Source organism: Kribbella sp. NBC_01510, assembly GCF_045040325.1.
Lineage (GTDB): Bacteria > Actinomycetota > Actinomycetes > Propionibacteriales > Kribbellaceae > Kribbella.
Window position 1 is genome coordinate 118291 of record NZ_CP109418.1, and the last position, 22674, is coordinate 140964.

The following is a 22674-nucleotide window of genomic DNA, read 5'->3' on the forward strand; positions in this document are numbered from 1 at the left end:
TCCGGTGATCCCGGGCTGTGGAAGTGGTCGGCGTGCTATTAGCCTTGCCCTGGGACACCACCCATAACATCAGCAGTAACAACCGCGGTACCGGACCCGATCGGAAGAGGCGAACTGCCCAGTGGCCACCGAGCCATCAGACACCAATCCCCTAGCAGCCTTCGGTGCGAACGAATGGCTGGTCGACGAGCTGTACGAGAAGTACCAGCAGGACCCGAATTCGGTGGATCCGGCGTGGTTGGACTTCTTCAAGACCTACAAGCCTGGTGACGACGCGACGCCGGTGAACACCACCCCGGCCGACGCTCCCCGGCCCGACGCGGTGTCCGACAACAAGACCCCTGAGGCGCCGAGCCGCGGTACGACGCCGTCCGCGCCCGCCTCCAGCGCACCCGCGGCCACCACCGCGGCCGCTCAGCCAACGCCGGCCGCTGCGCCGGCCGCCGTACCGCAGACTCAAGCCGCAGCGAAGCAAGCGCCGGCCCAGACCGGCGCCCCAACCGGAGGCACGGTGAACCAGCCGCCCGGCGTCCAGCCCAAGCCGGCTCCCGCGACCAACTCCGACGGCGAGCGGCAGATCATGCGCGGCGCGCCCGCGCGGACCGCGCAGAACATGGAGACCAGCCTCACGGTCCCCACCGCGACCAGCGTCCGGCAGGTCCCGGTCAAGCTGCTGATCGACAACCGCATCGTCATCAACAACCACCTCAAGCGCGCCCGCGGCGGCAAGGTCTCCTTCACCCACCTGATCGGCTGGGCGCTGGTGAAGGCGCTGAAGACGCTGCCCGAGATGAACGCGTCGTACGACGAGACCGACGGCAAGCCGACGCACGTCCAGCCGGCCCACATCAACCTCGGCCTGGCCATCGACATGCAGAAGCCGGACGGCACCCGGCAACTGCTGGTGCCGTCGATCAAGGCCGCCGAGACGATGACGTTCGCCGACTTCTGGATGGCCTACGAGGACATCGTCCGGCGGGCCCGGGACAACAAGCTGGCGCTGCCCGACTTCCAGGGCACCACGATCAGCCTGACCAACCCCGGCACCATCGGCACGCAGCACTCGGTGCCGCGGCTGATGACCGGCCAGGGTTGCATCATCGGCGTCGGCGCGATGGAGTACCCGCCGGAGTACCAGGGCGCGGCCGACGAGACGATGGCCAAGCTCGCGGTCAGCAAGGTGATGACGCTGACCTCGACGTACGACCACCGGATCATCCAGGGCGCCCAGTCGGGTGAGTACCTGCGCCGCCTGCACCAGCTGCTGCTCGGTGCGGAGGGCTTCTACGACGAGATCTTCCAGTCGCTGCGGATCCCCTACGAGCCGATCCGCTGGGCCGCCGACCTCCCGCACAGCCACGAGGAGGACGTCTCCAAGCAGGCGCGCATCCTCGAGATGATCCACGCCTACCGGGTGCGCGGCCACATCATGGCCGACACCGACCCGCTGGAGTACAAGCAGCGCAGCCACCCGGACCTGGACGTGGCCACCCACGGCCTGACCCTGTGGGACCTGGACCGCGAGTTCGCCACCGGCTCGTTCGGCGGCGGCGACCGGAGGTTCATGAAACTGCGCGAGATCCTCGGCATCCTGCGCGACTCGTACTGCCGGACCACCGGTGTCGAGTACATGCACATCCAGGACCCCGAGCAGCGCAAGTGGATCCAGGAGCGGGTCGAGCGGCCGCACACCAAGCCGCCGCGCGAGGAGCAGTTGCGGATCCTGGCCAAGCTGAACGAGGCCGAGGCGTTCGAGACCTTCCTGCAGACCAAGTACGTCGGCCAGCGCCGGTTCTCGCTGGAGGGCGCCGAGACCACGATCCCGCTGCTCGACGAGCTCTGCGAGGAGGCGGCCGGCGCCGGTCTGTCCGAGGTCGCGATCGGCATGGCGCACCGCGGCCGGCTGAACGTCCTGGCCAACATCGTCGGCAAGTCGTACGGCCAGATCTTCCGCGAGTTCGAGGGCAACATCGACCCGCGGACCGTCCAGGGCTCCGGTGACGTCAAGTACCACCTGGGCGCCGAGGGCGAGTTCGTCTCCGAGTTCGGCGACAAGATCAAGGTCTCGGTCGCGGCGAACCCGTCCCACCTGGAGACGGTCGACCCGGTGCTCGAGGGCATCGTCCGGGCCAAGCAGGACCTGCTGGACCGCGGCGCCGCCTTCCCGGTGCTGCCGTTGCTCGTCCACGGCGACGCGGCATTCGCCGGCCAGGGCGTCGTGGCGGAGACGCTGAACCTGTCCCAGCTGCGCGGCTACCGCACCGGCGGCACGATCCACGTGATCGTGAACAACCAGGTCGGCTTCACCACCTCACCGGCGTCGTCCCGCTCGTCGATGTACTCCACCGACGTGGCCCGGATGGTGCAGGCGCCGATCTTCCATGTGAACGGCGACGACCCCGAGGCGTGCATCCGGGTGGCCGACCTGGCCTTCGAGTACCGCCAGGCGTTCAACAAGGACGTCGTCATCGACCTGGTCTGCTACCGCCGCCGAGGCCACAACGAGGGTGACGACCCGAGCTTCACCCAGCCGTTGATGTACGACCTGATCGAGCAGAAGCGGTCCGTCCGCAAGCTCTACACCGAGGCCCTGATCGGCCGTGGCGACATCACGATCGAAGAGGCCGAGCAGGCCATGCAGGACTTCCAGCATCGCCTCGAGCGGGTCTTCGCCGAGGTCCGCGAGGCGAAGAGCCAGCCCGACACCCCGGCGCCGTACGTGACCGTCCCGATCTACCCGGACAAGCCGGAGGGCCCGGACGCGACCGCGACCACGCCCGAGGTGCTGAAGAAGATCGCCGACGCGCACACCACGCTGCCGGAGGGCTTCACCGTGCACCCGAAGGTGATGCCGCAGCTGCAGCGCCGGGCGCACGCGATCACCCAGGGCCCGATCGACTGGGCCAGCGCGGAGATCACCGCGTTCGGCTCGCTGCTGCTGGACGGCCGCCCGGTCCGGCTGGCCGGTCAGGACAGCCGCCGCGGCACCTTCGTGCAGCGGTTCGCCGCGGTCATCGACCGGGTCAACGCGCAGGACTACGTCCCGTTGCAGAACCTCGACGAGAACCAGGCGAACTTCTACGTCTACGACTCGCTGCTGAGTGAGTACGCCGCGCTCGGCTTCGAGTACGGGTACTCCGTGGCCCGGCCGGAGGCGCTGACGCTGTGGGAGGCGCAGTTCGGCGACTTCGTCAACGGTGCGCAGTCGGTCATCGACGAGTACATCTCGTCCGGTGAGGCGAAGTGGGGCCAGAAGTCCGGTGTCGTGCTGCTGCTGCCGCACGGCTACGAGGGCCAGGGCCCGGACCACACCTCGGCCCGGATCGAGCGGTTCCTCCAGCTCTGCGCCGAGAACGCGATGACGGTGGCGCAGCCGTCGACGCCGGCGTCGTACTTCCACCTGCTCCGCCGGCACACGCTCGGCGAGGAGCACAACCCGATGATCGTCTTCACGCCGAAGCAGCTGCTGCGGCGCAAGGAGGCGGTGTCGCAGCCGGAGGACCTGACCCACGGCACCTTCCGGCCGGTGATCAACGACGCCGAGGCCGAGGCGAACCCGGCGACCGTCGAGCGCGTCATCCTGGCCTCCGGCCGGATCGTGTACGACCTGCTGGCGGAGCGCAAGAAGGTCGAGCCGGACAAGATCAGCACCGCGATCCTCCGGGTCGAACAGCTGTACCCGCTGGCGGCCGAGGAGGTCGTCGCCGAGCTGGCGAAGTACCCGAACGCGACCGAGATCCGCTGGGTCCAGGACGAGCCCGCGAACCAGGGCCCGTGGCCGTTCATGGCGCTGAACCTGACCGAGCACCTCGGCGGCAAGCCGTTCTACCGGGTCTCCCGGCCGGCCATGTCCGCCCCGGCGGTCGGTTCGCACGGCGTCCACGGCACCGAGCAGGCGACCCTGCTCAAGCAGGCCTTCAGCTGACGTGTACTTCACCGACCGAGGGATCGAGGAACTCGAGGGCCGGCGTGGCGAGGAAGACGTCACGCTGGCCTGGGTGGCCGAACGGCTGCGCGAGTTCGTCGACCTGAACCCCGAGTTCGAAACCCCGATCGAGCGCTTCGCCACCTGGCTGGCCCGATTGGACGACGAGGACGACTAACCTGAGCCAATGCCCTTCGCCGATCACCCAGTACGCCGGGTGACCGCGGCGGAGGGCATCCGCCCGTCCACCCACTGGCCACACACTATCCCAGCCGTCCGCCAGCTACTGACCGACGGCTTGGAGCTCCAACCGGGCGTCACCTTCCTGGTCGGCGAGAACGGCACCGGCAAGTCCACCCTCGTCGAGGCGATCGCCGTCGCGTTCGGTCTGTCTCCCGAGGGCGGTTCCACCGGCGCGCGCCTGACCACCCGTGCCACCGAGTCGCCACTGGCCGACGACCTGCTCCTGACCCGCGGCGTCGGCGCCAAGCGGGCCGGGTTCTTCCTCCGCGCCGAGACGATGCACGGCTTCTACACGTACCTGGAGCAGAACCCGGGCGCCCGGGCCGAGCCTGTCTTCCACGAGATGAGCCACGGCGAGAGCTTCCTCAGCCTCATCAACGACCGCTTCACCCGGCAGGGCTTCTACTGCCTGGACGAGCCCGAGTCGGCCCTGTCGTTCTCCAGCAGCCTCGCGGTGGTCGGCGTACTCGGCCGGCTCGCCGAGTCGGGCTCCCAGGTCCTTTGCGCCACCCACTCCCCCGTGATCGCGGCGCTCCCCGGCGCCACCATCCTCGAGGTCGGCGATTGGGGCATCCGCAAAACCACGTGGGATGACCTCCAACTCGTCCAGAACTGGAAGTCCTACTTGCAAGCACCGGAGCGGTACTTGCGACACGTCCTGTAGGTGACTCGGCCGGCAGGTTGGTGGCGGCCGAGTCGACCGGCCCGGCAACGAAACAGGACCAGTGGGTACGCCGGGAGCCTCTGGTCCAGCCGGCGTGGCTTGGGCCAGGAACTGGTGGGCTCGGACAGGCTATTTGTTGTTGCCATCCCCGAGAAGACGTCCGATCCCGCGAGAACCGACCATCCGGAACACCGGCCACCGGCCACCGGCCACCGGCCACCGGCCACAACGCTCGGCGGGGAACATTCCAGTCACCTGGCGCACATTTGTTACCCCGCCGGGACGACGACCAACCGAAACCCCGGGCAGACGCCGGCAACTGACCAACGAACCCCGGCCACCACACGCTGCACCGCCCCACCAGGCGCCCCGCGTTCACCCGCCTGCACCCGGCTGCGACCAACCTCATGGCCGGATCCAGGCCTACCCGTCAGCAGATCCGTTACGGTCGGTCACAGGCAATGGGCCGGCTGCGAGAGCGGTGTGTGGTACGGCGTGTATGGGCCGAGCACACGCCGCCCGGCGGGCGAGTGCTCGGGTAGCGGCCGCTCGGGTAGCGGCCGCTCGGGTAGCGGCCGCTCGGGGGATCGGACATCTTCTGGGGGATGGGAACAACAAATAGCCTGTCCAAGCCCACCAGTTCTTGTCTCAGCCCGCCGTTCTGGCCTGGGTCCCGAAGCTTGGACCACGGGCTCCGGATGCCAATGGGTTGATCGCTGGCGTTGTTCGCGCGGTGGAGCCGTTGACTCGGCGGCTTACTGATCTCACGGCCAACCACCCATCACCCGACTGCAACCAACCTCACGGCCGACTACACCTAGTCGGTGTGCGGAGGCCGGGTGCGGCGGGGTGGGTCGGGGGCCAGGGTGCCGTCGGGGGCGATGTGCTCGAAGATCTGGTCGACCATGTTTAGCACGTGCGGGTCGTCGACGGTGTAGATGTGCCGGCGGCCCTCGCGGCGGGCGGTGATGATGCCGGCCAGCCGGAGCTTGCCGAGATGCTGGCTGGCGGTGGCGATACTCACGCCGACCCGCTCCGCCAGCGTGCCGACGTCGTACTCGCCCTGGGCCGCCAGTGACACCAGGTGCAGCCGCACCGGGGCAGAGAGCATCGCGAAGGTGCCGGCGGCGGAGTCCAGCTGTGCCTTCGTCGGTTCAGGGGATCTGGTCATCGCGCAGTCATTGTGACCGGTGGACGGGCCGGACGGCAGTCCGCCGAGCCGTCGTGAGCACGGTCTCATACTTTCGCAATTGCGAAAGTATCAAAACGGTGGCAGGCTGGAACCATGTTCCGAGCCCTCCGCCCTGTGCTCCTGCTGCTCGTGGTGGCGATCCCCGCGGTCGCCCTCCGGCTGACCGGCACCCACCCGCCGGCGCTCGCGTCGATCCTCGTCTTCGGCCTCGCCGTCGTCGCCGCGTCGTTCGTGCTGGCCTGGGCCGCGGAGGCCGCAGAGGTGGACATCTCGGGCGGTCTGGCGATCGCGCTGCTGGCGGTCATCGCCGTACTTCCGGAGTACGCAGTGGACCTCTACTTCGCGCACACCGCCGGCTCGAACCCTGACTATGTGCAGTTCGCCGCGGCCAACATGACCGGCTCGAACCGGCTGCTCCTCGGCCTCGGCTGGTCCAGCGTCGTCCTCGTCAGCCTGTACGTCGCCTCCCGGCGCAGCGGGCAGACGGTCAAGACGCTGGTGCTCGAGTCCGGCTACCGCCGCGAGCTCGGCTTCCTCGCGATCGCCGGCCTGGTCGCGTTCGTCATCCCGGCGACCGGCGAGATCCACCTGGTGCTCGGCATCCTGCTGCTCGCGTTCTTCGCCTACTACCTGTACCGCGCGGCGATCTCCGAGCACGACGCCGAGCCCGACCTGATCGGGCCGGCGGCGACGATCGGCGGCCTGCCGACGGTGCGGCGGCGGATCACGGTGATCGGGATGTTCCTGGCGTCGGCAGCGGTGATCCTGGCATCGGCGGAGCCGTTCGCGGACTCGCTGGTCGAGGGCGGCCGGGCGCTCGGGATCGACCAGTTCCTGCTGGTCCAGTGGCTGGCTCCGCTGGCCTCGGAGGCGCCGGAGTTCATCGTCGCCCTGCTGTTCGCCTGGCGGGGCAAGGGCGCGGCCGCGCTGGGCCTGCTGATCTCGGCCAAGGTGAACCAGTGGACGCTGCTGATCGGCAGCCTCCCGATCGCGTACGGCGTCGGCGGTGGACCGATCGCGCTGCACCTGGACGGACGGCAGGTCGAGGAGTTCCTGCTGACGGCCACGCAGACCCTGCTCGGGCTCGCGGTATTGCTGAGTCTTCGCTTCCCGCGGTGGGCGGCCTGGACGCTGCTCGGTCTGTTCGCGGTCCAGTTCGCCGTACCGGGTCAGACCGGGCGGTATGTGCTGAGTGCGATCTACCTGGTGCTGGCGATCGTCGCGTTCGTCCACAACCGCCAGTACGTCGTCGCGACGCTGACGTCGCCGTTCCGACGGACAGAAAAGCCCGCCGACGCGGATCGCGCCGACGAGCTCCTCAACGCCTGATCAGCTGGCCTGCTGCTCTTCGACCTCGACCATCGGGTTGGTGCGGCGGCGCTCCTGCGGGCCCGGGCGGCCGCGACGGCGGCCGTAGAGGAACTTCTCGCCGGCAGCCGTACCGGTGAACTTGGTCCGGCGGGCCCACTCACGGCATTCCTCCAGCACCGGGCACGACGTCAGGCAGACCGCCTGGGCCTTGCGCTGCTCCCACTGGCTGGCGGTCTCGTCGTACGCCGGCGCCTGGCCGACGCAGGCGGCCCGGGTCATCCAACGGTCGGCGGGGTCGGCGATCACCGTCAAGGTCGGCCTCATGGGCACTCCTGCTCCTCATCGATCGGGCGGATCGAAACCGCGGGGGTTTCTCGCGGTAGGACCAGACTGAGCCAGCCTCGTTGCCCCGGTGCGACGCCCATGTTTCAGCCATGAAACGTCGTATGCCGCCTGTGTCATAGCTGTGCCGCTGACACTAGGCCCCTCGGCGGACCATCCGGAGCTCGGTGACGTCGAAGAACGGCTCGTCGGCGACCGTCCCGTCCGCGACGAAACCCTTGCGGCGGTAGAACGCCTGGGCCCGCTCGTTCCCGTCCAGCACCCACAGGCTGGCCGGCGCGTTGCCAATCGCAACCTCCATCAGCCGGCTGCCGAGCCCAGTGCTCCACCAGGCCTTCCTGGTGTAGATCGCCTGCACCTCGATCGGGACCGGCGCGTCCTCGTCCTGGGTCGGCCGGATCGCGATGAATCCGACCACCCGGTCCCGCACCGGCGCCTCGGGGTCCGGGTTCAGCGCGACCCAGCGTGGCCGGCCTTCCTTCGCGGCGGTCGCCCAGCGCTCGATCCGGGTGTCGATGTCGGCGGTCCGCTCGGCCAGCTTGGCGGGATCGACGAGATCGGCGTACGCCTCCAGCCAGCACTGCAGATGACACCATGCGCCGGCTTCGGCGTCCTCGACTCCAGCCGGCCTGATCTCTGGTTGCACTCAGACAGTAAAGACGATCTTGCCGAACACGTCGCCGTCGTTCAGCTTCGCGAAGCCCTTGCGGGCGTCGGCGAGCGGGAGCATCGAGTCGATGTGCGGCGAGATGCCGGCGGTCGCCATGAACTGCATGAGCTCGGCCAGCTCGGTCCGGGTGCCCATCGTCGAACCCTGGACCCGCAACTGCAGGAAGAAGATCCGGTTCAGCTCGGCCGACTTCGGCGCCTGGCCGCTGGTCGCGCCGGAGATCACCAGGGTGCCGCCCTGCTTGAGCGACTTGAGCGAGTGCGACCAGGTCGCCTGGCCGACCGTCTCCATCACCGCGTCGACCCGCTCCGGCATCCGCGCCCCGGACTCGTACGCGTCGTGCGCGCCGATCTCCAGCGCCTTGGCCCGCTTCCCCTCGTCCCGGCTGGTCGCCCACACCCGCATCCCCGCGGCCCGCGCCAGCGTGATCAACGCGGTCGCCACACCGCCACCCGCGCCCTGCACCAGGACGGTGTCACCCGGCTTGAGCCCCGACTGCGTGAACAGCATCCGGTACGCCGTCAGCCACGCGGTCGGCAGACACGCGGCTTGCTCGAAGCTCAACCCGGCCGGCTTCGGTACGACGTTCCGCGCCGGTACGGCGACCTTCTCCGCAAGGGTGCCCTGGTAGCGCTCACTCAGCAGCGACCGCTTCGGGTCGAGCGTCTCGTCACCCTTCCAGGCCGGGTCCGAGATCACCGCGTGCACGACGACCTCGTTGCCGTCCGGGTCGACCCCGGCCGCGTCACAGCCGAGGATCATCGGCAGGCTCTGCTCGGCCAGCCCGACCCCCTTGAGCGACCAGAGGTCGTGGTGATTGAGCGCTGTCGCCCGCACATCGATCGTCACCCAGCCCTCGGGCACCGTCGGATCGGGGCGCTCCCCCACCTCCAGAGCGGCGATCGGGTCGTCGGCGTCGAACTTGGCGGCGTAGGCAGCAAGCATGCGGACCACCTTAGGCGGTGGTACGCACCAAGTCAGTTACCGAACTCACCGCCCACCCCAGTCAAGGGGTTATCCGGCTCGTCTGACTGATGTGTGGGTGGGGGTGGTGGTACTGCGGGTGGGTGCGGTCGCGGTACAGCGGACTTTTCGACAGGACGTGTTCGCGTTCGGCTGGCCGACCTAGGCTCACGCAACCGTCCATCACCTGGTCAGTGAGGTTCGGTGAGGTTCGGTGGGGTCAGTGACTGGTCCGGGGAGGGTTTTAGCCCGGTCCGGGAGGAAAACCCTCCCCAAACCGGCAGAAAACCCTCCACCCGAACAGAACGGGGCCCACCCCGGGCCGGTATCTCCGTGCCCACACCCTCCAGCACCACGGACCCGTGCCCAGCCCTCTCCCCCGCTCCGATCGGGGTCGGGGGAGTCTGGCCCGCCAATCCAGGTGGGTAACGCTCCCCAGACAAACCCCCGCCGACCAAAGGGGCCGACCGTCGACTGGCGCACTCACTAAGCCGGCCCGCTCGGGCGCCGAGTGCACGCCGCCGAGCGGGGCATGTCTGGCATCGCGCTCTTGGTGAGTGGTGCAGGTCCGGTCCGCGGCGCGGCATCGCCCAACCCGCCACCACCGCCGGGGCGGGGTGCGGGCGGACGTCCCGGCCATCACAATCATCGACACGCCGCGATCGTCGGTGGGAGGCGTTCGTCCTCGCCTCGTTGTGATGGCCTGGCGATCCGATCGACGGCGCGGCGACACCCACGGAACCGACCGGAGCGCCGGATATCCCTGCGACTGCTGGGTTCTCCCCCCTGGTGTACCGAGGGAGAACCCACAAACCGAGGGGATATCCGGCCGTCCTGCCCGCCTGACATGCCCGGCCGTCCGGCTGCCGCCACCCGTCGTCGCGGTCGGTCACTTTGTGCACGAGATCCGTACGGCGACGACCTCGGCGTACGGATCTGGTGCACAAAGTCGCCCCAGACTGTGGCCCGAATTGGGCACCCACGGAAACGACACAAGAGCCGGATATCCCACTGGGCGGGTGCGGTGGAGTGACCGCGGGAGCCGTGCCTCAGGCGCGGGCGACGCCGTCGGTGTGGGCGGCGGTGGCGACCGCGCCTGCGACTGCGGGGGCGACGCGCTCGTCGAAGGGCGACGGGATGATGTAGTCGGGGCGCAGGTCGGCTTCCGCGATCAGGTTCGCGAGCGCGTCGGCCGCGGCGAGTTTCATGCCCTCGGTGATGCGGGAAGCGTTGGCGTCGAAGGCCCCGCGGAAGATGCCGGGGAACGCGAGGACGTTGTTGATCTGGTTCGGGAAGTCCGAGCGGCCGGTCGCGACCACGGCGGCGTGCCGGTGCGCGATGTCCGGGTGCACCTCTGGGTTCGGGTTCGCCAGCGCGAAGATCATCGCCCCGTCGGCCATCCGCGCGATCGCTTCCTCGGGCACTGTCCCACCGGACACTCCGAGGAAGAGGTCCGCACCTTCCAGCGCGTCGACCAGCCGGCCGGACAGCCCGCCGGTGTTGGTGTCGCGGGCCAGCGAGAGCTTCACCGGGTTCAGGTCGGCGCGATCCTCGTGCAGCACACCTTTGCTGTCGACGACGGCCAGGTCGCCAACCCCTGCCTGCAAAAGGATCCTGGCGCAGGCCACCCCGGCCGCACCGGCGCCGGAGATCACCACGCGGATGTCTTCGATCGACTTCCCGGTGACCCGGAGCGCGTTCCGCAGAGCCGCGAGTACGACGACGGCCGTGCCGTGCTGGTCGTCGTGGAAGACCGGGATGTCCAGCCGCTCCTTCAGCCGCCGCTCGATCTCGAAGCAGCGGGGTGCGGAGATGTCCTCCAGGTTGATGCCGCCGAACGTCGGAGCCATCCGGGCGACGGTCTCGACGAACTCGTCCACGTCGGTGCAGTCCAGCGCGATCGGCACCGAGTCGACGCCGCCGAACTCCTTGAACAGCAGGGCCTTGCCCTCCATCACCGGCAGCGACGCGGCCGGCCCGATGTCGCCGAGGCCGAGTACGGCGGTGCCGTCGGTGACGACCGCGACCACGTTGGACTTCCAGGTGTAGCGGCGTACCAGGGACGGGTCCTCGGCGATCGCGGTGCAGACCCGGGCGACGCCTGGCGTGTAGGCCTTGGACAGGTCGTCGGCGTCGCGGACATGGACCGAGGACGTCACCTCGATCTTCCCGCCGCGGTGCAGCTCGAAGACGGCGTCACCCGCGAACGGGTCGGAAACCTCAGGTGAAAATGGCTGGGCGACCATCAGAGCCCTTTCGGAAAACTTGGAGGAAGTGTTCGACAGCAGGGGATCGCCCGTGCGTACGAGTAAACCACAGGGGTAACTGGTCTGCTGTGAGGGGTCCCACAGCGGGTGACGATCCCGTTTCGCTGCGGGAGGAACGCACCCGCACCTTCCTCCGCCGGGTTCTGGACCCGACCCACGTCGAGCCGGGCTGAGACGCCGTACGTCGTCACGCTGCGTGCCCGGGTGGTCGACGGGCCGCACGCGACGACTACGAATCGGTCTCCATTCCGGGTTGGTCCGTGCATCCCACGCCTGCGGCTGTGTCAAGATGCGGACACATGGCGCCGGGCCTGCCGGTGCCCAGGTTTGGAGGGCTAGATGTCTGTCCTGCGTAGGACGCTGGTGTTGTCCGGCGTCCTGGTTCTGGCCGCGGCCGGCTGCGGTTCGAACTCGCTCGAAGGCGGTTCGACCAGTGCGCCGACCAGCGCCCCGTCGAGTGCGCCCTCCAGTGGCGGCCCGGACCTGAGCGGGTCCCTGCCGCCGAAGGTCAAGAGCGCCGGCAAGATCGTCGTCGGCGTCGACGCCAGCTACCCGCCCAACGAGTTCCTGCAGGGCGGCAAGACCGTCGTCGGCATGGACGTCGACCTGTTCAACGCGGTGGCGCAGAAGTTCGGCGTCACGGTCGACTGGCAGCCGGCCGGGTTCGACACCATCATCACCGGTGTCCAGGGCGGCAAGTACGACGTCGGCGTCTCGTCGTTCACGATCAACGACAAGCGCAAGGCGCAGGTCAACATGGTGAGCTACTTCAACGCCGGCACACTGTGGGCGACCGCGAAGGGCAACCCGAAGGGCGTCAACCCCGACGACGCGTGCGGCAAGACCGTCGCGGTCCAGAAGGGTACGACGCAACTCGAGGACGACATCCCGAAGCGACAGGCCAAGTGCAAGGCCGACGGCAAGCCGGAGATCAAGCTCGTGGTCCGGGAGAAGCAGGACCAGGCGACCGCGGACCTGGTCGGCGGCAAGGCCGACGCGATGCTGGCCGACTCCCCCGTCGTGCTGTACGCGATCAGCCAGACCAACGGTCAGCTCGAAAAGCTCGGCGACATCTACGACGCCGCGCCGTACGGCTACGTGGTCCCGAAGGCGCAGACCGCGTTCGCGCAGGCGATCGTCGAGGCGCTGAAGGCGATGAACGCCGATGGCTCGTACAAGTCCACGCTGGCCAAGTGGAACAACGACTCGGGTGCGATCACCGACTTCGCCGTGAACCCGTGAGCTGACCATGAGCACTGACACCGAAGCCCGCCCGGCCGCGTCGGATGCCGACCGGCCGGGCCGGATCGATGCCGTACCGGTCCGGCATCCCGGCCGCTGGGTCGCGATCGCGGTCATCGCCGTCCTGTTCGCGATGCTGGTGCACCTGCTGGTGACCAACAAGGCGTTCGACTGGCGCTTCGTCTTCCAGGCGATGAGCCAGCAGCCGGTGATCAACGGCTTCATCAAGGGCACCCTGCTGGTCACCGTGCTGTCGATGATCGTCGGCGTGGTGGGCGGCGTCATCCTGGCGGTGATGCGGCTGTCCGACAACCCGATCCTGGCCGGCGTGGCCTGGGTGTTCACGTGGTTCTTCCGCAGCATCCCGCGCTACATCCTGCTGTTCACGATGGGCACGCTGGGCATCCTGTTCCAGCAGGGTGTCTCCTTAGGGGTGCCCTTCGACTGGAAGATCATGGAGTGGCTGGGACTGTCCGGCGACTGGCGGTTCTACACCCTGGACGCGAACCAGATCTTCACCGGTCTGGTCGCCGGTGTGATCGGGCTCGGGCTGTCGGAGGCGGCGTACATGGCCGAGATCGCCCGGGCCGGCATCCTCAGCGTCGACAAGGGCCAGGCCGAGGCGGCCGAGGCGCTCGGGATGGGCAGTGGCAAGGTGATGCGACGTGTCGTGCTCCCGCAGGCGATGCGGGTGATCGTGCCGCCGACCGGGAACGAGACGATCGCGATGCTGAAGGACACCTCGCTGCTGCTGGCGGTTCCGGTCCTCGGCGAGTTGTTCTACCAGCTGCAGTCGATCGGGAGCACGTACTACAAGACGTTCCCGATCGCCGTCGCGGCGACGCTGTACTACCTGGCCGCGACGAGCGTGCTGATGATCGGCCAGTACTTCCTCGAGCGGCACTTCGGCCGGGGCTTCGGAACCCAGGCGCCGCGGGCCACTCGCCCAGCCGGCGCAGGGGGTGTGTGATGACCGCCGCGGCAGCCGCTGAGCCGGCCGAGTCCCTGACCCAACCGCTCGTGCACGCGGTGAACGTGACCAAGTCCTTCCACCACGTCGAGGTACTGAAGGGCATCGACCTCGACGTCGAACGCGGTCAGGTGGTCTGCCTGCTCGGCCCGTCGGGATCCGGAAAGACGACGTTCCTGCGCTGTATCAACCAGCTCGAGACGATCGACGGCGGCCGGATCTGGGTGGACGGCGACCTGATGGGGTACACCGATCGCGGCGGGCGGCTGTATCGCCTGAAGAACAAGGAGATCGCGGCCCAGCGGCGCGAGATCGGGATGGTGTTCCAGCGGTTCAACCTGTTCCCGCACAAGACCGCGCTGCAGAACATCATCGAGGCGCCGACCCAGGTCCGGGGCGAGTCGAAGAAGAGCGCCCGGGAGCGGGCGATGAAACTGCTCGACCGGGTCGGACTCGCGGAGCGCTGCAACGCCTACCCGGCGCAGCTGTCCGGCGGCCAGCAACAACGCATCGCGATCGCCCGTGCGCTGGCGATGCAACCGAAGCTGATGCTGTTCGACGAGCCGACGTCCGCCCTCGACCCGGAACTCGTCGGCGAGGTCCTCGCGGTGATGCGTGAGCTGGCCGACGACGGGATGACGATGATCGCGGTGACGCACGAGATGGAGTTCGCCCGTGAGGTCGCCGACACGGTTATGTTCATGGACGGCGGCGTGGTGGTCGAGTCCGGGCCGCCACGCGAGGTGCTCAACAACCCGCAGCACCAGCGCACGAAGACGTTCCTGACCCGGCTGCGCTCCGCGCACGAACACCCGTGAAGCCTCGCGAGAGGGCCGGTCCCGTCGACGGGACCGGCCCTCTCGCCGTGCATATCAAGCCGGCAGAGTGGAAGGATGTACGACGTGGTGGTCCGATCGGCCGCCCGACTCGAGGGAGGCAGTGTGAGCAGCACCGGACGTTCCGCCGAGGTCCGCCTGAGCATCCCGGCGGACAGCGCCTACATCGCGGTACCGCGGTCGGTGGTCGGCAACCTGGCTGCTCGCAACGACTTCACCCTGGACGCGATCGACGACCTGCGGATCGCCGTCGACGAGGCCTGCGCGCTGCTGCTGCCGCAGGCCTCGGACGGCGTGCTGGAGTGCGTGTTCGAGATCGAGCCGCCGCAGCTGACCGTGCGCACGAGCGCCGTCGTACCGCACGGCTGGCGGCCGGACACCAGCTCGTTCGGCTGGACCGTGCTGACCGCGCTGGTCGAATCGGCGGCCGCCGAAACCATCGATGGCCGGCTCACCATCACCGTGACGGCAACCGCCACCGCCACGGAGAAGGCGTGACCGACGACCGAGCCCTGGGCGAGCCCCAGGAAACCCCAGATCTGCGTACCCGGACGGCTGCACTGTTCTCGGCGATGGCTGCTACCGGCGCGGGCGATCCGCGGCACACGGCGGCCCGCGACGGCCTGGTCGCGCTGCACATGCCGCTGGTCGAGCACCTGGCCCGCCGCTTCCGCAACCGCGGCGAGCCGTACGACGACCTCGTCCAGGTGGCCACCATCGGTTTGATCAAAGCGATCGATCGCTTCGACTCCGATCGTGGCGTCGAGTTCTCGACGTACGCGACACCGACGATCCTGGGTGAGATCAAGCGGTACTTCCGGGACAAGGGCTGGGCGATCCGGGTGCCGCGGCGGCTGCAGGAGCTCCGGTTGTCGCTGACCGCGGCGACGGCCGAGCTGACCCAGGAGCTGGGCCGGGCGCCGACGGTGGCCGAGCTGTCGGACCGACTGGGACTCTCACCGGATCTGGTGATCGAGGGGCTCGAGTCCGCCAACGCTTACAACACGTTGTCCCTGGACGCCCCGGATCAGAACGAGGCCGACGCGACCACGGTCCTGGACGGACTCGGCGGCGAGGACGAAGCGTTGGAGAGCGTGGAGTACCGGGAGTCCCTGAAGCCGCTGCTGGCCCAGCTGGACACCCGGGAGAAGCGGATCCTGACACTGCGCTTCTTCCGCGGCATGACGCAGTCCCAGATCGCCGAGGAGATCGGGATCTCGCAGATGCACGTCTCCCGGCTGCTGGCCCGCACGCTGACCGAGCTGCGGACCGGGCTTCTGAAGGAGTAGCCGCCTAGAGGACCGGGTGGTCCTTGGTCGGGTTGTCGGCCAGGGCCTCGGTGGAGACCTTCTGGAAGACGCAGATCAGGACGCCGACGGACGCGACCGCGAGCGCGATCGAGACGGCCTTGGTGGCCCCACCCCAGAAGCTGTAGGCGACCAGGAGCTGGATCAGCTGGGCGAACACGGTCGGGCCCCGGCTCCAGGTCGACGCCCGGGACAGCCCACGGGCGACGAATCCGAGGCCGACGCCGTACGCGACGAAGAACGCGGCGGTGGTCAGACCGAGCACCAAACGGGATCGATCGAGGGTAAATGCTTCGGCAATTCCCAAAACGATGAGCACAAGCCCTTCCGCAGCGACCACAGCCGCGGCTACTTTGAGCGGTCTCGGTACGGCGGCAGCTGGGGAGTCGGTCGGCACTTCGCCAGCTTAGTGCCCCCTGCCGGGTGTACTTCGGGCGCAAGGGACGACCACCTGCTCTTTCCGCGAGCCCGACCGGTCGCGGAACCCAGGCCCCACAAGGGATTTGAGGTTGTGCGTAACCAACAGGTGGTTGGAACGGTTACCTGCAGTGAACGGGTGATCGCAGCCGGAGCCCTCTGTCCGATATTCGGATGGGGAGAACCGCTGTGCGCCGGTTCGTAGTGTTAAGGAAGTGTTGTGATCTGATCGACAACTCCAGAACCCTTGTTTCACCCAGCTGAGATTGGGAACATGGTCTCGTTCGTGAAAACGTTCACAACACGCTTCACGCACGAACCCCCCGTGCGAGACGAATCACGAGTACAGCACCGCTGATCGGGCACAGACCTACCCGACAGGCTACGACAACTACTGAGAGAGATGGGATCCGCCATGGATTGGCGCCACCGGGCCGTATGCCTCGACGAGGACCCGGAACTGTTCTTCCCCATCGGCAACACCGGGCCCGCGATCATGCAGATCGAGGAGGCCAAGCAGGTGTGCCGTCGCTGCGACGTGCGTGAGCAGTGCCTCGCCTGGGCGCTGGAAGCCGGCCAGGACCACGGTGTCTGGGGTGGCCTGAGCGAGGACGAGCGCCGCGCCCTGAAGCGCCGCAACGCTCGCGCCCGCATCCGCACCGCCTGACCACATTCTCCGAGGCCCCGCGGATCAGCCCGCGGGGCCTTTCGCTTTCCGGACGCGTTGCGTCCGAAGATGTGAGGGTTCCGACCCTCGGATGTTCGGACGTAACGAGTCAGTCCTTGACCGGCAGGTCCAGGGTGACCTGGGTGCCGGCTTTGCCGTCGTGGCGGGGCCCGAACTGCAGGGTGCCGTCCAGTTCGCCGATGACGAGCGTACGGACGATGGACAGGCCGAGGTTCCCGGACAGCTCCGAATCGAAGTTCGCCGGCAGGCCCTGGCCGTCGTCCACCACGGTGACGTGCAGGCGGCCGACCGAGCGATCCGCGGCCAGCTCGATCGTGCCGCTCGCCGCTCCGCCCTCGCGCGTACCGAACGCATGCTCCACCGAGTTCTGCATGAGCTCCGTGAGCACCATCGCCAACGGGGTCGCGATCTCGGAGTCGAGAACGCCGAAGCTCCCACTCCGCTTGGTCTCGACGGAGGTGTTGACGGTCGACACATCGGCCACCATCAGCGCGATCCGGTCCGCGACGTCGTCGAAGTCCACATGCTCGTCGAAGGATTCCGACAGCGTCTCGTGCACGATCGCGATCGACCCGACCCGCCGGACCGCCTCGGCCAGCGCGGCCTGGCCCTCCGGCACGGTGATCCGCCGTCCTTGCATCCGCAGTAGCGCGGCGACGGTCTGCAAGTTGTTCTTGACGCGATGATGAATCTCCCGGATGGTCGCCTCCTTGGTGACCAGCTCCCGCTCCCGGCTCCGCAGCTCCGTGACGTCCCGGAGCAGGATCAGCGCCCCCACGTGCTGCCCGTCCGCGCGCAGCGGGATCGCGCGCAGGAACAGCGTGGCGTCGGAGTTCTCGATCTCGATCTCCTTGGCCGCCCGCCCGGTCAGCACCGAGGCCAGCACATCGTCCACCTTGTGCCCACTGTGCAGCAGCTCACCGGTGACGTCCTTCAGCCGGCTCCCGACCAGGTCTGTGACGAGTCCCATCCGCCGGTACGCCGACAACGCGTTCGGGCTGGCGAACGTCACCATTCCGTGCCGATCGACCCGGATGCACCCGTCACCCACGCGTGGGGTGGTGGACAGCAGCCGTTCCCCGCCGTACGGGAAGATGCCGTCGGTGATCATCCGGGCCAGATCGGTCGCGCTCTGCAGGTAGGCGATCTCCAGCCGCGACGGCGTCCGGACGCCGAGCAGGTTGGTGTTGCGCGCGATCACCGCGATCACGCGCGTGCCGCGGCGTACCGGGATCGTCTCGACGCGGACGGGGACGTCGTCGCGCCACTCCGGGTCGCCCTCGCGACAGATCCGGCCGCCGTCGTACGCCTGGTCGAGCAGGTGCCGGCGGCCGCGCGGGATGAAGCTGCCGACGATGTCGTCCAGGTACGCCGTGGGCCCGGTGGTGGGCCGCATCTGCGCCCCGGCCCAGAACCCGAGCCCCTCGGTGTCGGGCAGCCAGAGCACCAGGTCGGCGAACGACAGGTCGGCCAGCATCTGCCAGTCGGAGACGAGCAGCTGCAGGCGATCCAGGTCGGCCTGGTCCAGGGTCGTGTGGTTACGAGCCACGTCGGTCAGAGACGGCACGGTTCGATGCTACCGATGGCGTATACCAGTACCTGCGGTGGTCCGCTCGACAAGTAGGTGCAGGTAGGTGTTGATTGATCAGGGCCGGATGAAAGGATGCTCGGGTGGAGTCGACGTACTGGCAGGACGTGATGGCCGCGGACTACGCGGTACCGGGCGACCGTGCGCTGGCCGACCTCACCGAGGAGCTCGTCCGCGGCCTCGCCAGCACCAACCCGCAGGTCCGCGACGCGCTGGCCTACCCGACGCTGGCGACCTGGCTGGAGCGCGGGGTGTACGACGATCTCCTGCCCGGGTTCGGGGACGGTCTGTGCGCCGGCCTGAACTACGGGCTGGGTGAGGACGGCACCGACACGGTGTTCCGCCGCTCGTTCACCGCGCTGACGCTCGCGGAGGTGATCCACCGCGACAACGCCGAGTTCCTGGTGCACGACGAGGTGGTGATGCGGTGGGGCGACCGGCTGGCCACCTGGCTGCTGCGGGAGCGCGACCTGCGCGGGTTCGTGCCGGACTGCGGCTGGGCGCATGCCGTTGCCCACGGCGCCGATGCGATCGGCGCGCTGGCCCGCTCCCGGCACTGCGACGCCGGGGTCCTCCGCGCGCTGCTCGACGTACTCGCGGACCGGATCGTCAAGGACACGCAGTACCGCTGGGTGCACGAGGAGCACGACCGTGTCGCGCATGCGGTGATGACGATCCTGCACCGGAACATGTTGACCAGCGACGAGCTCGAGCGCTGGCTGAAGCCGATCGCGGCGACCGCGGCGCAGCAGCCGTTGATGCACGAGACCCTGCCGGAGTGGCCGACACCGTCCGTGTTCAACGCCCGCGGCGTGCTGCACGTGTTGCTGAGCCAGCTCGCGATCGGCGTGAAGGGCTTCCCGATCCCGGGCGACGACGAGCTCTTCGGCCGGCCGATCGAGGCCCGCGCCGACCTGCTGCTGATGCTGACCGAATCGGTCCAGGCGTCGCAGCCCTACATCTACCGTCCCGCGACTAACCCGCAGTCATAGATACGGCGACGGTCGCGACGACCGCACGGTGATCGGTGCCCGGGATCGCGTACGTCGTGAACCGCTCCGGCTGGAATTGCCGGGTCACCACCACGTGGTCGATCTGGGCCCGCACGACGGCCGGTTGATCCGCCGGCCAGGTCCCCACCAGCCCACCGCCCACCGCCGGCGCCACGCTCCGGCAGTTGCCGCCCAGCGCGTGCCGGAAGTCCGCGTGATCGAGCGTCGCGTTGAAGTCGCCGGCCACGATCGTCGGCGGATCCTCCGAGCACCAGCGCCGGAGCACCTGGAGGTCCTGCTTCCAGGTCGTCACCGCGTCCGGCAGCGGCGGGAAGCCGTGGTAGGCGATCAGCCGGATCTCCCCGAGATTGCCGCCGGTCACGATGATGTGGCCGAAGGCCGTCCCCGGCTCGGACCGGAAGGCCACCGGACCGAGCGACGGCGAGACCAGCACACTCGTCGCACTCTCCACCGCCTTGCTCGGATGCGCCGTATATCCCTTGTACTGCAGGTCTTGCAGCTGTGCGCGGATCTCCTCACGGACGTCGACCGGTGCCTCGGGCAACGAAACCAGATCGGGCCTCCGCGCCCGGATGACCTCGGCGACGGCGCCCGCGTCCGCCGCGCCGCCGAGCACGTTGGCCACCATGATCGTCAGCAGCCGGGACCCGGCCGGTGCAGGTCGTGCGTCCGAGAACTGCCGCGGTGCGGTCAACGCGGCTCCGGTCAGGGCCAGTACGGCGACGAGGGCTGCCGCGAGGCGCCAGCCCCGCCGTACGAGCATCACCAGGGCCAGCACCAGCGCCACGGCAAGCCCCTGCGGCCGGAAGGCGACGAGCTGGGCGAACGGCGTCACTTCGTCCAGCCCGAACAGCTCCGGATACAGCGGCACGGCAACGACCACCAGGAACAAGACGGACAGCACGACCCGCCGGACCAACCATGCGCGTTCGTTATCCATGAACCACCCTGAAGATCTAGTCGGTCATGCGGACGAACGGTAGCGTGCTCCGTTGCGCCTGCTACGTCCCGAGGAGGTTTGCAGTGTCCCGATTGTCCGCGGTCAAACCCGCGTACTGGATCTCCGGCGTCCTGCTGGCGATCGCGATCGTCGTACCGCTCCTGCTCTCGACCTACGCCAAGGACAAGCCCAGGCTGTGGGGCTTCCCGTTCTTCTACTGGTACCAGCTCATGTGGGTCTTCCTGTCCGCGATCCTGGTGAGCATCTGCTACCGCCTGGTGAGCGCCGAGGAGCGCAAGCGGCGGGCCGCTCAGGGGCTTGGTGACCCTGAGCGTCCCGACTCCGCCGGCACCGCGAAGGAGGCGGGCCGGTGAACACGAGTGTCGACTGGGTCCAGCTGATCATCGTCGTGGTGATCTTCGGCGCCGTCACCGTGATGGGCTTCATGGCCGCGCGCTGGCGCAGCGAGGGACGGCTCGAGAACCTGGACGAGTGGGGTCTGGGCGGCCGCGGGTTCGGGACCTTCATCACCTGGTTCCTGCTCGGTGGCGACCTCTACACGGCGTACACGTTCATCGCCGTACCGGCCGCGATGTACGCGACCGGTGCGATCAGCGGGTTCTTCGCGGTGCCGTACACGATCGTGGTCTACCCGATCATCTTCATCTTCATGTCCCGGCTGTGGTCGGTGTCCCACCGCAACGGCTATGTGACCCCGGCGGACTTCGTCGGCGGCCGGTACGGCAGCAAGGCGCTGTCGCTGGCCGTGGCGGTCACCGGGATTCTCGCCACCATGCCCTACATCGCCCTGCAGCTGGTCGGTATGCAGGCCGTGTTCGAGACGATGGGGCTCGGCGGCACCAACACGCTGGCCAAGGACCTGCCGTTGCTGATCGCGTTCGCGGTGCTGGCGGCGTACACCTACTCCTCGGGTCTGCGGGCGCCGGCGATGATCGCGTTCGTCAAGGACGGCCTGATCTACCTGGTGATCGCGGTGGCGATCTTCTACCTGCCGCACGTGCTCGGCGGGTGGGATGCGATCTTCGGCGCCGCGGAGAAGAAGCTGACCGCGACCAGCCCGGTCACCGGCAAGCCGGTCGGCGCGTTCATCCCCGGTGAGGCGGGCTTCTCGGCGTACTGGACGCTGGCGCTGGGTTCGGCGATGGCGCTGTTCATGTACCCGCACTCGGTGACCGCGGTGCTGTCCACGAAGAACCGCAACATCGTCCGGCGGAACGCCGCGATCCTGCCGGCGTACTCGCTGCTGCTCGGCCTGCTCGCGCTGCTCGGCTTCATGGCGATCAAGGCGAACGTGAACACGAAGGGCCTGGACGGCCTGACGAACCCGCAGCTGGCGATCCCGCGGCTGTTCGACCAGGAGTTCCCGTCCTGGTTCGCCGGGATCGCGTTCGCGGCGATCACGGTCGGCGCGCTGGTACCGGCGGCGATCATGTCGATCGCGGCGGCGAACCTGTTCACCCGCAACATCTACCGCGACTTCATCAAGCCGTCCGCGACGCCGGCCCAGGAGGCCAAGGTCTCCAAGCTCGCTTCGCTGCTGGTGAAGGTGGGCGCGCTGGTGTTCGTGCTCGGGATGGACAAGACGATCGCGCTGAACCTGCAGCTGCTGGGCGGGATCTGGATCCTGCAGACCTTCCCGGCGATCGTGGTCGGCCTGTACACCCGGTGGTTCCACCGCTGGGCGCTGCTGGCCGGCTGGGCGGTGGCGATGGTGTTCGGGACGATCGAGGCCCGCAACGTGATCAACCCGGCGACGAAGAAGCACTTCGGCGGTTCGCTGGCGAACATCCCGTTCACCCACACGCAGGTCTACATCGCGCTGACGGCCTTCGTGCTCAACCTGATCGTGGTGATCGTGCTGACAGTGCTGTTCCGGGCGCTCAAGGTGCCGGACGGCGTCGACAGCACGCACCACACGGACTACGTCGCGGACAAGGGCGACCCGGGAGTGCAGGACCTGCCGGAGATCCTGGACGAGGGCGGCGCGGCGACAGCCAGGTCGTAATCGCTGGTGGCGGCGACCCTTCCGGTGAAGGGTCGCCGTCACTTTTTGCCGCCATGTCGACACGCTGCGG

General features: G+C 68.5%; 21 protein-coding genes. 13 read left to right on the forward strand and 8 right to left on the reverse strand.

Annotated elements, in window-relative coordinates:
* Positions 1-121 precede the first annotated feature (121 nt).
* From OG558_RS00590 to OG558_RS00600, 3 genes are read left to right on the forward strand one after another with little or no spacing between them, the layout of a single operon-like run.
* Positions 122-3925, forward strand: a complete 3804-nt coding sequence (locus tag OG558_RS00590) for a multifunctional oxoglutarate decarboxylase/oxoglutarate dehydrogenase thiamine pyrophosphate-binding subunit/dihydrolipoyllysine-residue succinyltransferase subunit (RefSeq protein ID WP_405068463.1) — start codon at positions 122-124, stop codon at positions 3923-3925.
* 1 nt (position 3926) lies between these two features.
* The gene (locus tag OG558_RS00595; protein ID WP_165554028.1) at positions 3927-4103 is read left to right on the forward strand and encodes a DUF6104 family protein; all 177 of its coding nucleotides are present in this window, start codon (positions 3927-3929) and stop codon (positions 4101-4103) included.
* Positions 4104-4112: 9 nt separating this feature from the next.
* Positions 4113-4832, forward strand: a complete 720-nt coding sequence (locus OG558_RS00600) for an AAA family ATPase (protein WP_405068464.1) — start codon at positions 4113-4115, stop codon at positions 4830-4832.
* An 817-nt stretch (positions 4833-5649) separates the two neighbouring features.
* On the opposite strand, the gene OG558_RS00605 is transcribed toward OG558_RS00600, so the two are convergent.
* Entirely contained in the window at positions 5650-6003 is a 354-nt protein-coding gene (locus OG558_RS00605) for an ArsR/SmtB family transcription factor (RefSeq protein WP_405068465.1), read from the reverse strand.
* 114 nt (positions 6004-6117) lie between these two features.
* On the opposite strand from OG558_RS00605, the gene OG558_RS00610 reads away from it, so the two are divergent.
* Complete coding sequence (locus OG558_RS00610; RefSeq protein WP_405068466.1) at positions 6118-7353, forward strand: sodium:proton exchanger; 1236 nt, start codon at positions 6118-6120, stop codon at positions 7351-7353.
* On the opposite strand, the gene OG558_RS00615 is transcribed toward OG558_RS00610, so the two are convergent.
* From OG558_RS00615 to OG558_RS00630, 4 genes are all read right to left on the reverse strand, one after another.
* Positions 7354-7659, reverse strand: a complete 306-nt coding sequence (locus tag OG558_RS00615; protein ID WP_405068468.1) for a WhiB family transcriptional regulator — start codon at positions 7657-7659, stop codon at positions 7354-7356. It lies immediately after the preceding gene.
* A 154-nt stretch (positions 7660-7813) separates the two neighbouring features.
* Entirely contained in the window at positions 7814-8323 is a 510-nt protein-coding gene (locus OG558_RS00620; RefSeq protein WP_405068469.1) for a GNAT family N-acetyltransferase, read from the reverse strand.
* On the reverse strand, positions 8324-9292 hold the full coding sequence (locus OG558_RS00625) for a zinc-binding dehydrogenase (RefSeq protein WP_405068470.1): 969 nt from the start codon (positions 9290-9292) through the stop codon (positions 8324-8326).
* 1067 nt (positions 9293-10359) lie between these two features.
* Positions 10360-11556: an NADP-dependent malic enzyme gene (locus tag OG558_RS00630; protein WP_405068471.1), complete on the reverse strand. Its 1197-nt coding sequence runs from the start codon at positions 11554-11556 to the stop codon at positions 10360-10362.
* Positions 11557-11916: 360 nt separating this feature from the next.
* Between OG558_RS00630 and OG558_RS00635 the strand changes: the two genes are divergently transcribed.
* The 5 genes from OG558_RS00635 (at position 11917) to OG558_RS00655 (ending at position 15914) form a co-directional block, all read left to right on the forward strand.
* A complete protein-coding gene (locus OG558_RS00635; RefSeq protein ID WP_329480705.1) occupies positions 11917-12819 on the forward strand; it encodes an ABC transporter substrate-binding protein in 903 nt (300 codons plus the stop codon).
* A gap of 7 nt (positions 12820-12826) precedes the next feature.
* A complete protein-coding gene (locus tag OG558_RS00640; RefSeq protein WP_329480706.1) occupies positions 12827-13789 on the forward strand; it encodes an amino acid ABC transporter permease in 963 nt (320 codons plus the stop codon).
* Complete coding sequence (locus OG558_RS00645) at positions 13789-14607, forward strand: amino acid ABC transporter ATP-binding protein (RefSeq protein WP_329480707.1); 819 nt, start codon at positions 13789-13791, stop codon at positions 14605-14607. Before OG558_RS00640 ends, OG558_RS00645 begins: the two co-directional genes overlap by 1 nt.
* Before the next feature lie 123 nt (positions 14608-14730).
* Positions 14731-15123 (forward strand): ATP-binding protein, encoded by a 393-nt coding sequence (locus OG558_RS00650; protein ID WP_405068472.1) that lies wholly within the window; start codon positions 14731-14733, stop codon positions 15121-15123.
* Positions 15120-15914, forward strand: a complete 795-nt coding sequence (locus tag OG558_RS00655) for an RNA polymerase sigma factor SigF (protein ID WP_405068473.1) — start codon at positions 15120-15122, stop codon at positions 15912-15914. Before OG558_RS00650 ends, OG558_RS00655 begins: the two co-directional genes overlap by 4 nt.
* Before the next feature lie 4 nt (positions 15915-15918).
* Here OG558_RS00655 and OG558_RS00660 read toward each other — a convergent pair whose 3' ends face one another.
* Positions 15919-16197: a hypothetical protein gene (locus OG558_RS00660; protein ID WP_329480710.1), complete on the reverse strand. Its 279-nt coding sequence runs from the start codon at positions 16195-16197 to the stop codon at positions 15919-15921.
* A gap of 567 nt (positions 16198-16764) precedes the next feature.
* Here OG558_RS00660 and OG558_RS00665 point away from each other — a divergent pair.
* Positions 16765-17016, forward strand: a complete 252-nt coding sequence (locus OG558_RS00665) for a WhiB family transcriptional regulator (RefSeq protein ID WP_012922773.1) — start codon at positions 16765-16767, stop codon at positions 17014-17016.
* A 109-nt stretch (positions 17017-17125) separates the two neighbouring features.
* On the opposite strand, the gene OG558_RS00670 is transcribed toward OG558_RS00665, so the two are convergent.
* Positions 17126-18604 carry a histidine kinase N-terminal domain-containing protein gene (locus tag OG558_RS00670; protein WP_329480711.1) on the reverse strand — a complete coding sequence of 493 codons (1479 nt, stop codon included), beginning with the start codon at positions 18602-18604 and terminating at the stop codon, positions 17126-17128.
* A 104-nt stretch (positions 18605-18708) separates the two neighbouring features.
* Here OG558_RS00670 and OG558_RS00675 point away from each other — a divergent pair, with 104 nt between their 5' ends.
* On the forward strand, positions 18709-19617 hold the full coding sequence (locus OG558_RS00675) for a DUF2785 domain-containing protein (protein ID WP_405068474.1): 909 nt from the start codon (positions 18709-18711) through the stop codon (positions 19615-19617).
* Here OG558_RS00675 and OG558_RS00680 read toward each other — a convergent pair.
* The gene (locus OG558_RS00680; RefSeq protein WP_405068475.1) at positions 19601-20578 is read right to left on the reverse strand and encodes an endonuclease/exonuclease/phosphatase family protein; all 978 of its coding nucleotides are present in this window, start codon (positions 20576-20578) and stop codon (positions 19601-19603) included. The genes OG558_RS00675 and OG558_RS00680 overlap by 17 nt on opposite strands.
* 83 nt (positions 20579-20661) lie before the next feature.
* On the opposite strand from OG558_RS00680, the gene OG558_RS00685 reads away from it, so the two are divergent.
* Together OG558_RS00685 and mctP are read left to right on the forward strand one after the other, a co-directional pair.
* Positions 20662-20952: a DUF3311 domain-containing protein gene (locus OG558_RS00685; protein ID WP_405068476.1), complete on the forward strand. Its 291-nt coding sequence runs from the start codon at positions 20662-20664 to the stop codon at positions 20950-20952.
* A gap of 62 nt (positions 20953-21014) precedes the next feature.
* On the forward strand, positions 21015-22604 hold the full coding sequence (mctP, locus tag OG558_RS00690; RefSeq protein WP_405072098.1) for a monocarboxylate uptake permease MctP: 1590 nt from the start codon (positions 21015-21017) through the stop codon (positions 22602-22604).
* Positions 22605-22674: the final 70 nt, after the last annotated feature.

Excerpts from the sequence above, each read along its gene's own strand:
- OG558_RS00600 (WP_405068464.1), top strand. The coding sequence starts at position 4,113 with ATGCCCTTCGCCGATCACCCAGTACGCCGGGTGACCGCGGCGGAGGGC.
- OG558_RS00605 (WP_405068465.1), bottom strand. The coding sequence starts at position 6,003 with ATGACCAGATCCCCTGAACCGACGAAGGCACAGCTGGACTCCGCCGCC.
- OG558_RS00610 (WP_405068466.1), top strand. The coding sequence starts at position 6,118 with ATGTTCCGAGCCCTCCGCCCTGTGCTCCTGCTGCTCGTGGTGGCGATC.
- OG558_RS00615 (WP_405068468.1), bottom strand. The coding sequence starts at position 7,659 with ATGAGGCCGACCTTGACGGTGATCGCCGACCCCGCCGACCGTTGGATG.
- OG558_RS00625 (WP_405068470.1), bottom strand. The coding sequence starts at position 9,292 with ATGCTTGCTGCCTACGCCGCCAAGTTCGACGCCGACGACCCGATCGCC.
- OG558_RS00630 (WP_405068471.1), bottom strand. The coding sequence starts at position 11,556 with ATGGTCGCCCAGCCATTTTCACCTGAGGTTTCCGACCCGTTCGCGGGT.
- OG558_RS00635 (WP_329480705.1), top strand. The coding sequence starts at position 11,917 with ATGTCTGTCCTGCGTAGGACGCTGGTGTTGTCCGGCGTCCTGGTTCTG.
- OG558_RS00640 (WP_329480706.1), top strand. The coding sequence starts at position 12,827 with ATGAGCACTGACACCGAAGCCCGCCCGGCCGCGTCGGATGCCGACCGG.
- OG558_RS00645 (WP_329480707.1), top strand. The coding sequence starts at position 13,789 with ATGACCGCCGCGGCAGCCGCTGAGCCGGCCGAGTCCCTGACCCAACCG.
- OG558_RS00665 (WP_012922773.1), top strand. The coding sequence starts at position 16,765 with ATGGATTGGCGCCACCGGGCCGTATGCCTCGACGAGGACCCGGAACTG.
- OG558_RS00680 (WP_405068475.1), bottom strand. The coding sequence starts at position 20,578 with ATGGATAACGAACGCGCATGGTTGGTCCGGCGGGTCGTGCTGTCCGTC.
- mctP (WP_405072098.1), top strand. The coding sequence starts at position 21,015 with ATGGGCTTCATGGCCGCGCGCTGGCGCAGCGAGGGACGGCTCGAGAAC.